At 69.1% G+C, this 13,192-nt stretch carries 10 protein-coding genes and 3 tRNA genes; 4 read left to right on the forward strand and 9 right to left on the reverse strand.

Annotated elements, in window-relative coordinates; genetic code table 11:
- Positions 1 to 119: 119 nt before the first annotated feature.
- From ABD259_RS17905 to ABD259_RS17925, 5 genes are all read right to left on the reverse strand, one after another.
- A tRNA-Glu gene (locus ABD259_RS17905) sits at positions 120 to 192 on the reverse strand.
- Between the two features lie 124 nt (positions 193 to 316).
- Positions 317 to 389: transfer RNA gene (locus ABD259_RS17910), tRNA-Glu, on the reverse strand.
- Between the two features lie 55 nt (positions 390 to 444).
- Positions 445 to 516: transfer RNA gene (locus ABD259_RS17915), tRNA-Gln, on the reverse strand.
- A gap of 143 nt (positions 517 to 659) precedes the next feature.
- A complete protein-coding gene (gltX, locus tag ABD259_RS17920) occupies positions 660 to 2,117 on the reverse strand; it encodes a glutamate--tRNA ligase (protein WP_344164048.1) in 1,458 nt (485 codons plus the stop codon).
- 148 nt (positions 2,118 to 2,265) lie between these two features.
- Positions 2,266 to 2,985 (reverse strand): nitroreductase family protein, encoded by a 720-nt coding sequence (locus ABD259_RS17925; protein ID WP_344164051.1) that lies wholly within the window; start codon positions 2,983 to 2,985, stop codon positions 2,266 to 2,268.
- A gap of 89 nt (positions 2,986 to 3,074) precedes the next feature.
- Between ABD259_RS17925 and ABD259_RS17930 the strand changes: the two genes are divergently transcribed.
- Positions 3,075 to 3,365 (forward strand): hypothetical protein, encoded by a 291-nt coding sequence (locus ABD259_RS17930; protein ID WP_344164054.1) that lies wholly within the window; start codon positions 3,075 to 3,077, stop codon positions 3,363 to 3,365.
- Positions 3,362 to 3,754, forward strand: a complete 393-nt coding sequence (locus ABD259_RS17935) for a DNA-binding protein (RefSeq protein ID WP_344164057.1) — start codon at positions 3,362 to 3,364, stop codon at positions 3,752 to 3,754. Before ABD259_RS17930 ends, ABD259_RS17935 begins: the two co-directional genes overlap by 4 nt.
- Before the next feature lie 19 nt (positions 3,755 to 3,773).
- Here the strand turns inward: ABD259_RS17935 and ABD259_RS17940 are convergent, their stop codons facing one another.
- Positions 3,774 to 4,574 (reverse strand): fumarylacetoacetate hydrolase family protein, encoded by an 801-nt coding sequence (locus tag ABD259_RS17940; RefSeq protein WP_344106527.1) that lies wholly within the window; start codon positions 4,572 to 4,574, stop codon positions 3,774 to 3,776.
- A gap of 148 nt (positions 4,575 to 4,722) precedes the next feature.
- Positions 4,723 to 7,953 (reverse strand): amidohydrolase family protein, encoded by a 3,231-nt coding sequence (locus tag ABD259_RS17945; protein WP_344164060.1) that lies wholly within the window; start codon positions 7,951 to 7,953, stop codon positions 4,723 to 4,725.
- A 128-nt stretch (positions 7,954 to 8,081) separates the two neighbouring features.
- Between ABD259_RS17945 and ABD259_RS17950 the strand changes: the two genes are divergently transcribed.
- Positions 8,082 to 8,444, forward strand: a complete 363-nt coding sequence (locus ABD259_RS17950; protein ID WP_344106523.1) for an antibiotic biosynthesis monooxygenase family protein — start codon at positions 8,082 to 8,084, stop codon at positions 8,442 to 8,444.
- A gap of 132 nt (positions 8,445 to 8,576) precedes the next feature.
- Positions 8,577 to 9,407, forward strand: coding sequence for a DUF3152 domain-containing protein (locus tag ABD259_RS17955; protein WP_344164063.1), 831 nt, complete (start codon positions 8,577 to 8,579; stop codon positions 9,405 to 9,407).
- Between the two features lie 524 nt (positions 9,408 to 9,931).
- Here the strand turns inward: ABD259_RS17955 and cimA are convergent.
- Positions 9,932 to 11,515 carry a citramalate synthase gene (cimA, locus tag ABD259_RS17960; protein WP_344106519.1) on the reverse strand — a complete coding sequence of 528 codons (1,584 nt, stop codon included), beginning with the start codon at positions 11,513 to 11,515 and terminating at the stop codon, positions 9,932 to 9,934.
- Between the two features lie 340 nt (positions 11,516 to 11,855).
- Positions 11,856 to 12,974: a branched-chain amino acid aminotransferase gene (locus tag ABD259_RS17965; protein ID WP_344164066.1), complete on the reverse strand. Its 1,119-nt coding sequence runs from the start codon at positions 12,972 to 12,974 to the stop codon at positions 11,856 to 11,858.
- Between the last annotated feature and the right edge of the window lie 218 nt (positions 12,975 to 13,192).

A 13,192-nucleotide genomic window follows, 5' to 3' on the forward strand; every position in this document is an offset into this window, starting at 1 on the left:
CGTGGGGGGCGGCCCCGCTGCCGTTCCACGCGACTCGTGGCAAGGAGAGAGATCGCGAGAAAAGCACCCGCCAAGAATGGAAAAAGGCCCTCACCCGAGAATCGGGTGAAGGCCTTCCGTACCCCCGAGCGGATTCGAACCGCCGTTACCGCCTTGAGAGGGCGGCGTCCTAGGCCACTAGACGACGGGGGCCTGGACATCGTGGGAACCCACCTTATCGGAACCCGACGGGTGGATCGCCCCGATTCGACCGGCCGCTGACGCGGCCGATGCCAGAAAAAATGCCCCCACCTGGGTGGGAGCTTCTCCCTGTGCGTACCCCCGAGCGGATTCGAACCGCCGTTACCGCCTTGAGAGGGCGGCGTCCTAGGCCACTAGACGACGGGGGCCTATCCGGGCCGGAGACCCGGCCCGCCGCGCCCCCGGATATCCGGAGGCCGCTTGCTGGGGTACCAGGACTCGAACCTAGACTAACTGAACCAGAATCAGTCGTGCTGCCGATTACACCATACCCCAGTGCTTTCGTCGGGGGCCTGGTCCCTTTCGGGCCCTGCTCCCCTCGGCGCAGTGACTACATTAGCGGACATCTGGAGCGCTCGCGAACTGAAAGCGGGGGCGGCCGAGTGTGCGCCCGGCCACCCCGGTCCGCGCGAGTGCGCCTACTCCCCCGCGGTGTCGGCCGCGGCGTCCTCCGCGGCCTCCAGCTTCGCCAGGGCGGCGCGCAGACGCTCCTGGACGCGCTCGCGGCCAAGCAGCTCCAGCGACTCGAACAGCGGCAGCCCGACAGTGCGCCCGGTAACCGCGACGCGCACCGGCGCTTGGGCCTTGCCGAGCTTGAGCCCGAGCCCGGCGCCGGTCTCCTCCAGCGCGGCCTTCAGCGCCTCGGCCTCCCAGGCCAGGTTCGCATCGGCGAAGCGCTCCAGCGCGGCGGTGAGCATCTCGGCGCCCACACCGGGCTTCATCGCCTTGTTCCAGCTCTTCCCGTCCTCGACCGGCTCGTCCAGGAACAGGAAGTCCACGTTCGGGACGATCTCGCTGAGCACCGCCACCCGGCTCTGCGCCAGCGGGGCGATCGCCCGAAACACCTCGTCGTCGTAGTTCTCGGCCGGCCACGGCACCCGATCCGGCGTCAGGTAGGGGCGGCAGCGCTCGACGAAGTCATCGACGCTCAGAGCGCGGATGTACTCGCCGTTGAACGCCCGCAGCTTCTTCTCGTCGAAGAAGGCGCTGGAGCTGTTCACATCCGAGATCCTAAACAGCGGCTCCATCTCGGCCCACGGCATGATCTCCCGGTCGTCGCCCGGCGCCCAGCCCAGCAGCATCAGGTAGTTGACCATCGCCTCGGGCAGGTAGCCCTCCTCCTGGTAGGACTCCAGGGCCACCTTGTCGCGGCGCTTGGACAGCTTCTGCCGCTTCTCGTTGACGATGACGGGCAGGTGCGCCCACACCGGCGGGGTCTGGCCCAGCGCCTCCCACAGCAGCTGCTGCTTGGGGGTGTTGGACAGGTGCTCCTCGCCGCGGATCACCTCGTTGATGCCCATCTCCACGTCGTCGACGACGTTGGCCAGGACGAACAGCGGGGAGCCGTCGGCGCGGGCGATCACGAAGTCCTCGATCGAGCTGTGCTCGAACTCCACCCGCCCGCGGATCTGGTCGTCGACCACCGTGGGACCGCCGTCGGGCACGCGGAACCGCAGCGCGCGCCCGGGGCCGGGCTCCAGGCCGCGGTCGCGGCAGAAGCCGTCGTAGCCCAGGTGGGGGTTGTCCCGGCGCTCGACCACCTGGTCGCGGGTGCAGTCGCAGTAGTAGGCCCGCCCCTCCTTGAACAGGGTCTCGGCGGTCTCGCGGTGCTTGTCGGCGTAGGCCGACTGGAAGTAGGGCCCCTCGAAGTGCGGGTCGTCCTGGTGGATGCCGAGCCACTCCAGGGCGCGGATGATGCCCTCGGTCCACTCGGGCTTGTTGCGCGCGGCGTCGGTGTCCTCGATGCGCAGCACGAACTTGCCGTCGGATTGCTGGCGGGCCAGTGCCCAGTTAAAGAGCGCGGATCGCGCGCCGCCAACGTGGAACATACCGGTGGGGGACGGCGCGAAGCGCACACGAATCGAAGTCTCAGTCACGCTCACCAGCCTAATGGCGACGCGGCCGGGGAACGGTGGATCGGCAGCTCACCGAGGGTGCCCGGACTGGCTTCGCACCCGCGCCGACATCAGCCGCACCGTGAGCCTGTCCGGCCCCGCAGGCAGGCGACCATCGGACGGATCCCGATCAGGGCATCTCGATCAGCACGTCAGAGAGCGGCTTGCGGACCAGATCCGGCACCTCAGCGTCGTCGGCTGCATACCCGACCGGAAAGAGGATGTAGGGCCGCTCGTTGGACGGACGCTCACAGATCTCGGTGAGGAAGGCCATGGGGTTAGGCGTATGGGTGAGCGTCGACAACCCCATGGTGTGCAGGGCGGCGATGAACATCCCGCAGGCGATGCCCACACTCTCATTGACGTAGTAGTGCTTGCGCTTGCCGCCGCCGGGGCGCGGCTCGTACTTCTCCGCGAAGCACACGACGAGCCAGGGCACCGTCTCCAGGTACGCCTTGTCCGACGTCGTCTCCAACGGCGCCAACGCCTCCCGCCAGTCCGCAGGCAGCCGCCCACCCTCGTAGTTCTGCCGCTCCTCCGCCTCGGCGGCCTCGCGCACCCGCTTCTTGGTCTCGGCGTCGCCGATCACCACGAACTTCCACGGCTGCTGATGCGCCCCAGACGGCGCCGTGTTGGCCGTCCGCACCGCCAGCTCCACGCACTCCCGGGGAACGGGTTCGTCACTGAAAAACCGCACGCTCCGACGCTGATCCATGAGCTCGTAGAACTCCCGCCCGCGCCGCAGCATCTCCTCCTCGGGATACCGCTCCGGCCGATACGGAATGAAGGGATAGGAGTGCTCTCGCGTCACCATCGACCTCCAGCGGACCACCACCGTCAAGACGCCCATAGTCTCGTTCGTCCGGCACCAGGGGGCAAGAAGCCTCCGAGGAATCCACCACCCGTCTCTTTTCCTACTTGCTTTGATAAATTAGAGCCATGTCCGATCCAGAGCACCCCATCGGCAGCGGCCCGTCAGTCAGAGTCAGCCTGTCACTCCCGGAAGGGACGGCCGAGGCTGTTCGAGCAATCACCGGGAAGCGCGAGTTTTCGGCCTACATCGCCGAGGCCGTGGAACACCGGCTTCGGGCGGAACTGATCGCACAGGACATCGCTGACTACCAGGAGCGGTACGGTTCCTTCTCCGACGAGGAGCGAGCGTGGGCACGCCGTGCTCTCTCTGGGGAGGGCGACACCTCCGGTTCCTCCGACCACGGAGCGGCGGCGTGAGGGGCACGCTGGTCCTCGATTCGGCTGGACTCTCCGGATATATCGAAGGCAGCCGTAAGGTCATGCTGCTGATCGATGCCGCTCACGAGGAGGATCGCGGCCTGGTGATCTCGGCCGCGACCATTATCGAGGCTCAGCACGCGAAGGTCAGTACAGCGCGTATGAACTGGGTCCTCTCACGTATACGAGTCGAAGACGTGACGAAGGAGAGTGCGCGGGCCGCGGCTGCGCTTCTCAAGGAGGCGGACCTCCACGGCCACCGATGCGCCATCGACGCGATGGTCGCCGAAGCAGCGTTGCGTCAGCCCCGGCCCGTCGCGCTCATCACCTCTGACCCGGATGACATGTCCCGGCTCTGCGGGCGGAGTGTCGACCTCGTCGCGGTGTGAGGCCGTGGCCGCCGCCGGGTCAGTCGCGCGTTGTGACGCGGTTGGTCAGGTCGCCGATCTTGTCGATGGAGACAGTGACCTGGGAACCCACCTCGACGGGGCCGACGCCGGCCGGGGTGCCGGTGAGGAGGACGTCGCCCGGGAGGAGGGTCATGAAAGAGGTGACGTAGGAGATCAGGGACGGGATGTCGTGGATCAGCTGGGAGGTGCGGCCCTCCTGCTTGGTCTCGCCGTCGACGGTGGTGGTGAGGCGGAGGTCGGCGGCTTCCTCCAGGGACAGGCCGGTTTCGATCCAGGGGCCGATGGGGCAGAAGGAGTCGAAGCCCTTGGCTCGGGTCCACTGTTTGTCGGTCTTTTGGAAGTCCCGGGCGGTGACGTCGTTGGCGCAGGTGTAGCCGAAGATGACGTCCTTGGCGCGCTCGCGGGGGACCTCGCGGCAGACGCGGGAGACGACGATGGCCAGTTCGCCCTCGTAGTCGACGCGCTTCGAGGTCGCGGGGTAGAAGATCGGTTCGCTGGGGCCGGTGACGGCGGTGGACGGCTTGAGGAAGACGGCCGGTTCCTCGCTGGCTTCGCCCGTGATCTCCTCCATCTCGGCTATGTGGTCGGCGTAGTTCTTGCCGATGCACACCACCTTGCTGGGCAGGACCGGGGAGAGCAGGCGCACGTCCTCCAGTTTGGCGCGCTCGCCGGTCATCTGGACGTTCCCCAGCAGGGGGTGGCCCTTGAGTCGGGAGATGAACTGCTCTCCGGTGTCCTGATCGGTGTCGATCAGGCCGAACCCGACCTCGTCCTCGACCGAGTACCTCGCGATGCGCACGGCTTCCCTATCTGTTCCGCGGACGTTTTCCGGCGTCCAGGTTATCCGTGCGTGAACCCATGGCATGCGTGCGGACACGAGGGAGACGGCACACCGAGGGGCGGCTGACCATCCTGGTCAGACCGCCCCTCGTCGCTGCGCACCCGGGTTAGCAGCAGTGCGGTGAGGTCCGTTCGGACGCGCCGTGCCACCACTCGGCGGGTGAGGTGACCGAGTCGAGTGGAGGTCGCTTCGCGGTGGCCGCCGCAGCGCCGACGGCCGTGGCCGCGGGTGCCGCGCGCCCGGATGGCTCCGTCCGCTCGGTCACCGATGCCACCAGGTCATCGACGGAGTGCACCTCGCCGTTGCGCACCACCCAGCGGACCGCCGCGGCGTCGGCGATGTCGGTCAGGGGGTCGCCGTCGACGATCGCGAGGTCGGCGAGCCTGCCCGGCTCGACGGTGCCGAGGTCGTCGCCGAGGCCGAGCCACTCCGCGGCCGTGCGGGTGGTAACCGTCAGCGCCTCATAGGGGGTGAAGCCGTGGAGCACCATGGCCCGCATGTTCTGGTGCAGGCTGATCGCGACGTTGTCCAGCGGCGCGTCCGTGCCGCCGATCAGCGTGCCGCCGCCCCGGTGGATCTCCCGCAGCATGGCCACATTGCCCTTCAGCATCTCGCGGGCGCGGCGGGCGGAGGGGGCGTCGCTCGCCATCAGCTTGGCCTTGTCCTCCAGCGCCTCGTATTCCCACGCGGGGAACAGGGCGCGGGTGCGCTCGTCGTCGATCAGGGACCGGTCCTCGCCGTACAGCGCCCCCGACGAGAACAGCGTCGGGGTGAGCGGCATCCCCGAGGCGGCGAACAGCCGGGTGGCGTCGCCATAGGAGCGCCCGAGCCGACTCACCGTGTGCGAGTAGCCGAGGCGGTTGGTGGCCCCGGTGTGCTCCATCCCGTCCATGCCCAGCTCGACCGCGGGATAGAGGTAGTGCGACGACAGCGGGATGTCTTCGGCGTGCGCTTTCGCGATCGCGGCCCGCTGCATGGTGACCGGCAGCCGCACGTAGGTCTTGACCATGTCGTAGTCGAGCGCGAAGGCACGTTCGAGCTCCAGGTCGAGCTGCTCGCCGTCGAGGGTCGGCCGCATGAAGTTGTAGTAGATCCGGCTCCCGTCGATCGCCTCGCCGGTGGCGAAGTAGCGCGGTCCGAGCTGCTTGCCGGCGTCGAGTGACTCGCGGGTCTCCAGCATCTGGTAGGCGGGGTCGCCCGGCGAGCGCGTGGTGGTGATGCCGTAGGCGAGGAACAGCGGCCCGGTGCGCGATCCCCAGGCGCGGCCGCGCAGGTGCCAGTGCACGTGCGCGTCGATCAGGCCGGGCATGACGGTCTGACCGGTGGCGTCGACGATCCGGGCGTCCTCCGCCGTCTCCTGCTCGCCGCCCGACGCCCGCACCCGGATCTGGGCGATGCGGTTGTCTTCGATAACGATGTCGACGTCGCGCCGGAGCTGCTCCGATGTGCCGTCCCACAGCGCCCCGGCCCGGATGATGGTGCGCCCGCTGGGGCGGGACCGCGTCCAGAACATCCTGAGGGGGACGGTCCTGGGCCGCCCACCCGACGCGGGGATTCGTCGGAGCCGGCCGTTGTTCAGGTAGAGGAGCGTGCGGGAGTCCCCGCTCCAGCTGGGCGCGTCCGTCACCTCGGAGGTGAGCTGTCGCGCCTCGCTCCGGAAGGTTCCGTCGGCGGCGACGTCTACCACCCACAGCACGCTCTCCATCACGAACGCCATCCGCGTTCCGTCGGGCGACCAGACCGGGCCGTCGTCACCCCGCGTGGACAGCGAGCGGAACGGGGCCGGCTCGGTGTAGCGCGTGCTCCCCGTTTCGAGGTCGACCGTCAGGATCTGGCTGGTCCCCTCGCGGAACCGGTCCGAACGGGGCCGCACCGCCGCGAGGGCGAGCGTGGTGCCGTCGGCCGACCAGGTGGGGCGTCCGGGCATGAACAGCTTGGGCAGCACCTGCCGTGCGGAACCGTCGCTGAGGTCGAGGACCCACGTCGCCCCGTCTTCGTCCTGGTAGGCGATACGCTCGCCGTCCGGCGCCCATCTGGGGGTGAGCTGGGCTCCATCGAGCCGCGTCAGCCGCTCGTCCGTCCCGTCGTCGAGGTTGTGCCGCCACAGCGCCGGTGTGCCCTCGCGGTCGCTGGAGTAGACGAGCGAGCGGCCATCGGGGTGCCAGTCGGGGTCGGAGCTGAAGGAGCCGTCGTCGACGACGGCGCGCGGCTTGTGGCCGATCCGCATGACCCACAGCGCCCCCAACGCGCGGAAGGCGACCCGCTCGCCGTCGGGCGACAGCACCGGACCGGCGATCCCGCGGACCGGGTGGCGGTCGCGGTCATCGGGGTCCCGGCGCGGCCCCCGCGTCCTGTGGTCCCGATAGGAGACCCCGGCGCGGAAGTCGATATCGGCCACCTCGCCGGTGGACAGGTCACGGCTGCGCACGCGCCCGTCGGCCGTGTACAGGACGCGGTCGACGCCCAGCCAGGAGACGGCGCCGAGGAACACGTCCTCCGCACCGCTGACCTTGGTTCCGTCGACCATCAGGTGCACCGAGTCGGCGTGCGCGGCGACGTAGGCGAGCGTTTCGCCGTCTCCGGCCAGCGCGGGAGCGTAGACGGTGGTGTCGTCCTGGGCCGCGACCAGCTCCCGGGTCTCCCCGCCGAGGGTGGTCTCGTGCACACTCTCCCGGCCCTGGACGTAGACCACGCGCTCGCCGTCCGCCGACCAGCTCGGCTCGGCCTCGTCGACGTCGCTGTCGGTGAGCGCGGCCAGCTTCTCTGAGTCGATGTCGTAGAGCCAGATACCGTAGCCGTTCCCCCGGTCGCTGGCGAGGACGATCGTCCGGCCGTCGGGGGAGAAGCGCGGTTCGCGGTGGTCGTGCGGTCCGTCGGTGAGCTGACGCGGCTCGCCTCCGGCGATGTCGATGACGTGGATGTGGAAGTTGTTGTCGGTGTAGGCCTGGAAGACGATGCTCGCGGAGTCGGGCGCGAAGTGCGGCCGCGTGGCGTCGACGAGGGGGCCGGTGAGGCGGCGCGCCGGGCCGCCGCCCGCCGGTGCCACCCAGATCGAGGTGTAGAGGTCGAACGCGATCCATTTCCCGTCGGGAGAGGCCGCCGCCGAGATGTTGGTGCCCTCGGTGACGGTCACGCCCGGCCCGCCCCCGCCCGGACGGGCCCGCGCCTCGGGCGTCGCGACCACGGACGGGCCGAGCAACCAGACGGTGCCGCCGGCCAGTGCGACACGCCCGGTCGCGGCGAAGAGTTCGCGGCGGTCGAGGGAGGCTGCGGCAACGTGGTCCGGGAGGGGTGCGGGGGCGTCGGGGGTGAGGGGAGATGATGGGAAACGGCTCATTCCAGGCTCCGGATGTCGCTTGGTGACCGAGTGTTGTGCGGAGGCAACTCTTCTCCACGTCCCCAGGGGAATCAAGGCTCTCGGAAACCGCGCATGTCACGGGGCCGCGGTGCGATGAAAGGTGACCAGTGGCTTCTGTCGTGAAATTCAACGTACTGACCGTTCCCGAGGGGTCCGGGGCGACGCTGGAGGAGCGGTTCGCCAACCGCGCGGGGCTTGTCGAAGGGCAGCCCGGCTTCGAGGAGTTCCAGCTGCTCCGCCCCGTCGAGGGAACCGACCGCTACATCGTCTACACCCGGTGGAAGGACGAGGAGTCCTACCAGAACTGGCTGCAGAGCCGGTCGTTCCAGCACGGCCACGCCCAGGCCGCGGCCGAGGCCGAGAAATCCGGTCACGGCCACGGTCACGGCCATGGCCAGGGAGGCCTGGCCGCCATCGACAGCGAGCAGTGGGGGTTCGAGGTCGTCCAGCACGTCACGGGCGAGGGGTGATCAGGGGTCATCGGCGCGGGTCGGCTTTCAACGTTCTTCTGACCCGCGCCTGACCTTCGCGATGCCCGTTTTAGGCCCGGCTTCTGGGATCCTGAGGGGAAGTTCGCCATTACCCCAGGAAGGTCCCGCGTTTTGTCCAGGCCCGAATCGGATGCAGCCCGCCAAAGACCGGCGGGGAGACACCGCAATAGCGGCTACCGGATCGAGCTCATCGTCGGTCTGGCCGTCGTCGCGGCGGGCGTCAGCCTCATCGTGATCGACGGCCGCACCTCCGACTGGGGGAACGGCGCCCAGACCACGGCGTCGACGCCGGCGTCCCCCTCCCCGTCGGCGGACACCGACGGCTCCCCCGGTGAGCGCCGGGCGGCCGTGGCCGACGACGCTGAGGACGAGGGGAAGGGCGAGGACACCCCGGTGCTGCTCCGCTCGGTGGAGGACGAGGTCAAGGACGGCAGCGGTGACCTCACGGTGGTTCCCGGCACGAGCGAGGTCGCGGGCAAAGGGCCGCTCAAGCGCTACATGGTCGAGGTCGAGACAGGCCTTCCCGGGGACCCCGAGGACTTCGCCGCCGCTGTCGACCAGGTCCTCAGCGACGACCGCAGCTGGATCGCGGACGGCGCCATGTCGATGCAGCGGGTGGACTCCGGTCCGGTCGACTTCCGTGTCACCCTCGCCGCTCCCGACACCGTCGACTCCCTGTGCGCCCCGCTGCGGACCATGGGCTACGTCTCGTGCCACCAGGGCGGACGCTCGATCATCAACCAGAACCGCTGGGTCAGCGGTGTCGAGCACTTCGACGGCGACCTGGAGACCTACCGCACCTACGTGATCAACCACGAGGTCGGGCACGCTCTCGGCAAGGGCCATGTCCCCTGCCCCGGCCGCGGAGAGACGGCCCCGGTCATGCAGCAGCAGACCTTCGGCCTGGACGGGTGCACGGCCAACGGATGGCCGAACCCCTGAGGCGGCCGATTGCCGCGGGCCGCCTGGCGAGTGCGCCGTACCCGGACATGCAATTCGTCGCGGGTGGATGAATTCGGGAATGTTGAATGTTATCCGAGTTCGATCGGCGCGGCGACGCGACGTGAATACAAATCCACGCCCCGCCGAGGGCCCAGAGCTGGTATTTTCCATTCTTTTGCGGAATCCTGAGCACCGGTCGCAGATATCACCAAAATGCGATGATCGCAAATATCAGGCGAAGGATTCGGTGGCCGCATTCGGCCACCGCAGCGCATTTTCTGATCTTGTTACTACTGCTTTACTCTACGAAGTCGAGTCGTCACCCTCCCCTCCGGAAGGGCCCGCTAGGACGGCGCCGGGAGCGGCCGGCCGCCGCCCGGGCCCCGCGCCGGCCGTGCCGTCGGGACCCGGCACGGCCGGCGCCACATTTCGTTTCGTGCGGTGCCGGGCCGGGCGCGCGGCGTCCCTCCCGATGTCACGGGGGACGCACGGTCCCGTTCCGCCGACCGGGTGCGGCCCCCGCGCTATGGCTGGGTGTAGCCCTGCCGGAGGAGGCCGTAGGTGACGGCGCTCTCCAGAGCGATCCAGGAGGCGTCGATGACGTTCTCGCCGACCCCGACCGTGGTCCACTCGCCCTTGCCGTCGCTGGAGTCGATCAGCACGCGGGTAACGGCGTGGGTTCCAGTGGCGCCTTCCAGGATGCGGACCTTGTAGTCGACGAGTTCGAGTGACGCCAAGGCGGCGTACACCCCCTCAAGGGCCGAGCGCAGAGCGCGGTCCAGGGCGTTGACCGGGCCGTTGCCCTCCCCGGTGGCGATCACCCGCTCGCCCTTGACGTGGAGTTTGACGGTGGCCTCGCTGACGCTTCCGCCGTCGGGACGCCGCTCGCTGATGGTCCGCCAGGACTCCACCTCGAAGTAGCGGACCGGGCGGCCCAGCTCCTCGCACAGGAGCAGCTCCAGGGAGGCGTCGGCTGCCTCGAAGCTGTACCCCGACCTCTCCATCGCCTTCACCCGCTCGACCACGCGTCCGAGCACGTCGCGGTCGCCGCCGAGGTCCACACCCAGTTCCCTGGCCTTGAGCTCGATGGAGGCGCGCCCGGCCATGTCGGAGACCAGCATCCGCATGTCATTGCCCACGCGGGCCGGGTCGATGTGCTGGTAGAGGTCGGGATCGACCTTGATCGCCGAGGCGTGCAGCCCAGCCTTGTGCGCGAACGCGGAGACGCCGACGTAGGGCTGGTGGGTGGCCGGGGCGATGTTGACGATCTCGGCGATGGCCTGGGAGACGCGCGTCATCTCGGACAGGCACCCCTCCGGCAGCACCGCGCGCCCGTACTTCAGCTCCAGCGCCGGGACCACGGAGAACAGGTTAGCGTTGCCCACCCGCTCTCCGTAGCCGTTGGCGGTGCACTGCACGTGCGTGGCGCCGGCGTCCACGGCTGCCAGGGTGTTGGCCACGGCGCAGCCGCTGTCGTCCTGGGCGTGGATGCCGAGCCGGGCGCCGGTGCGCTCGGCCACCTCCGTGACGATCCGGGTGATGTCGGCGGGCAGCATCCCGCCGTTGGTGTCGCAGAGCACGACCACGTCGGCCCCGGCCTCGGTGGCGGTGCGCACGACGCTGGCGGCGTAATCCGGGTCGTGGTTGTAACCGTCGAAGAAGTGTTCGCAGTCCAGGAACACCCGCTGCCCGTGCTCGCGCAGGTGCGCGACGGTGTCGGCGATCATCTCCAGGTTCTCGGCCCGTGTGGTGCGCAGGGCGCGTTCCACGTGCCGGCCGTCACTCTTGGCGACAAGGGTGACGACCGGCGCACCGGATTCGCGCAAAGCGGCGACCTGGGGGTCATCGGCCGCCCGCACACCCGGACGGCGGGTCGCGCCGAACGCGGTGAGTTGCGCGTGCTTCAGCGCCAGCTCTTGTGAAGCGCGCTGGAAGAACTCGGTGTCCTTGGGGTTCGCCCCAGGCCAGCCGCCCTCGATGAATCCCACGCCGAACTCGTCGAGCAGCTTCGCGGCGGCCAGCTTGTCGGCGACGGTGAGGTTGACGCCTTCACGCTGGGCGCCGTCGCGCAGCGTCGTGTCGAAGACGTGGAAACTGTCGTCAGGCATGGGTCGAACTCCCGCGGGTGGATGTACGTCCTGGTTGTGGTGGCCCGCCCCCGCCAACAAAAAAGACCCCTCGTGGACACGAGAGGTCAGCGCGCTGGCGGGTCCGGGTCTAGCCAGCGCGCCTCGAAATAATGATCACCTGAGACGGCACGGAACCGAGTCTGCCATATGCCCCGCGAGGAACACGAGCTCATCCAGCGTTTGTCTCATAAACTGAGACACAATTTTCTCAGTTCGGACGCTTTCCCCACGTCGAGCACCCGGTGCGCCCCGGTCGGCCCCGAGCACACACGGGCCGGTCGGGGCGCACCGACCGGCCCGGGGCTTCAGCCCGACCGCGTCAGGCCACGGTGCGGATCCACCCGTGGGTGTCCTCGCGCGTGCCGTACTGCAGCGCCACCAGTTCCTCGCGCAGGCGCATGGTGACGGGGCCGGGTGCACCGTCGCCGATCGTGAAGTCGCCCTGGTTGCTCTTGACCGCACCGACGGGGGTGATGACGGCGGCGGTACCGCAGGCGAAGACCTCGGTCAGCTCACCGCTGGCCGCGGCCTCCCGCCACTGGTCGGTGGAGATGCTGCCCTCCTCGGCGGGGATGCCCAGCTCGGGGGCGAGCTTGAGCAGCGAGTCGCGGGTGATCCCGGGCAGCAGCGTTCCGGTGAGGGCGGGCGTCATGATCCGGGCGTCGTCACCGGAGCCGAAGACGAAGAACAGGTTCATACCGCCCATCTCCTCGACCCAGCGGTGCTCGACCGCGTCGAGCCAGACGCACTGGTCGCACCCCTTCTCCACGGCCTGCGCCTGGGCCAGGAAGCTGGCGGCGTAGTTCCCGGCGAACTTGGCGAAGCCGGTGCCGCCGGGGGCGGCGCGGGTGTAGTCCTCACAGAACCAGACCGTGACCGGCTTGATGCCGCCCGAGAAGTACGGGCCCGAGGGCGAGGCGATGAGCACGAACATGTAGCTGCGCGAGGGGTTGTTCACCCCGAGCCCGACGTCGGTCGCGAACATGAACGGACGCAGGTACAGGCTGCTGTCCTCTTGGGTGGGGATCCACTCGGCGTCCTGTCCGAGGAGGGCCTCGATCGCGCCGACGAACAGGTCCTCGGGCAGCTCCGGCATGGCCATCCGGGCCGCGCTGCGGTTGAACCGCGCGGCGTTGGCCTCGGGCCGGAAACACACGGCCCTGCCGTCGGGGTGGCGGTAAGCCTTCAGCCCCTCGAAAATCTCCTGCGCGTAGTGCAACGCGGCCGTCGCCGGATCGAGGGGCAGCGGACCGTACGGCTCCAGCCGGGCGTCGTACCAGCCCTTGTCCTCGGTGTAGCGGATGGTGACCATGTGGTCGGTGAACACGTTGCCGAACCCGGGACTTTCTAGAAGTGCCGCTCGCTCCTGCGGGGTCTTCCGCTGGGTCGAGGGCTGAATCTCGAACGTCAACCCGCTTGTGGTGGTGCTGCTGTTCATGGGTGGTGTGGTCCTCTCGGGTACGTCGAACCGGCAGCGCTGCCGGTCCAAGATCTAGTGTGACGGAAACGACGCGCCTGGGGCCATAACCTCGCGTACCCGGGTCAGTCGCTCACGCGGGGTCGACCCGGGCACCCCTCGCGAAGCAGCGGGCGCGCCGACTGGCGCGCCCGCTGCTCAACACCGGTAGAGGGTTCGAGGTCCCGGCCGCGCCGATC

Source organism: Nocardiopsis rhodophaea, from assembly GCF_039530945.1.
Classification (GTDB): domain Bacteria; phylum Actinomycetota; class Actinomycetes; order Streptosporangiales; family Streptosporangiaceae; genus Nocardiopsis_C; species Nocardiopsis_C rhodophaea.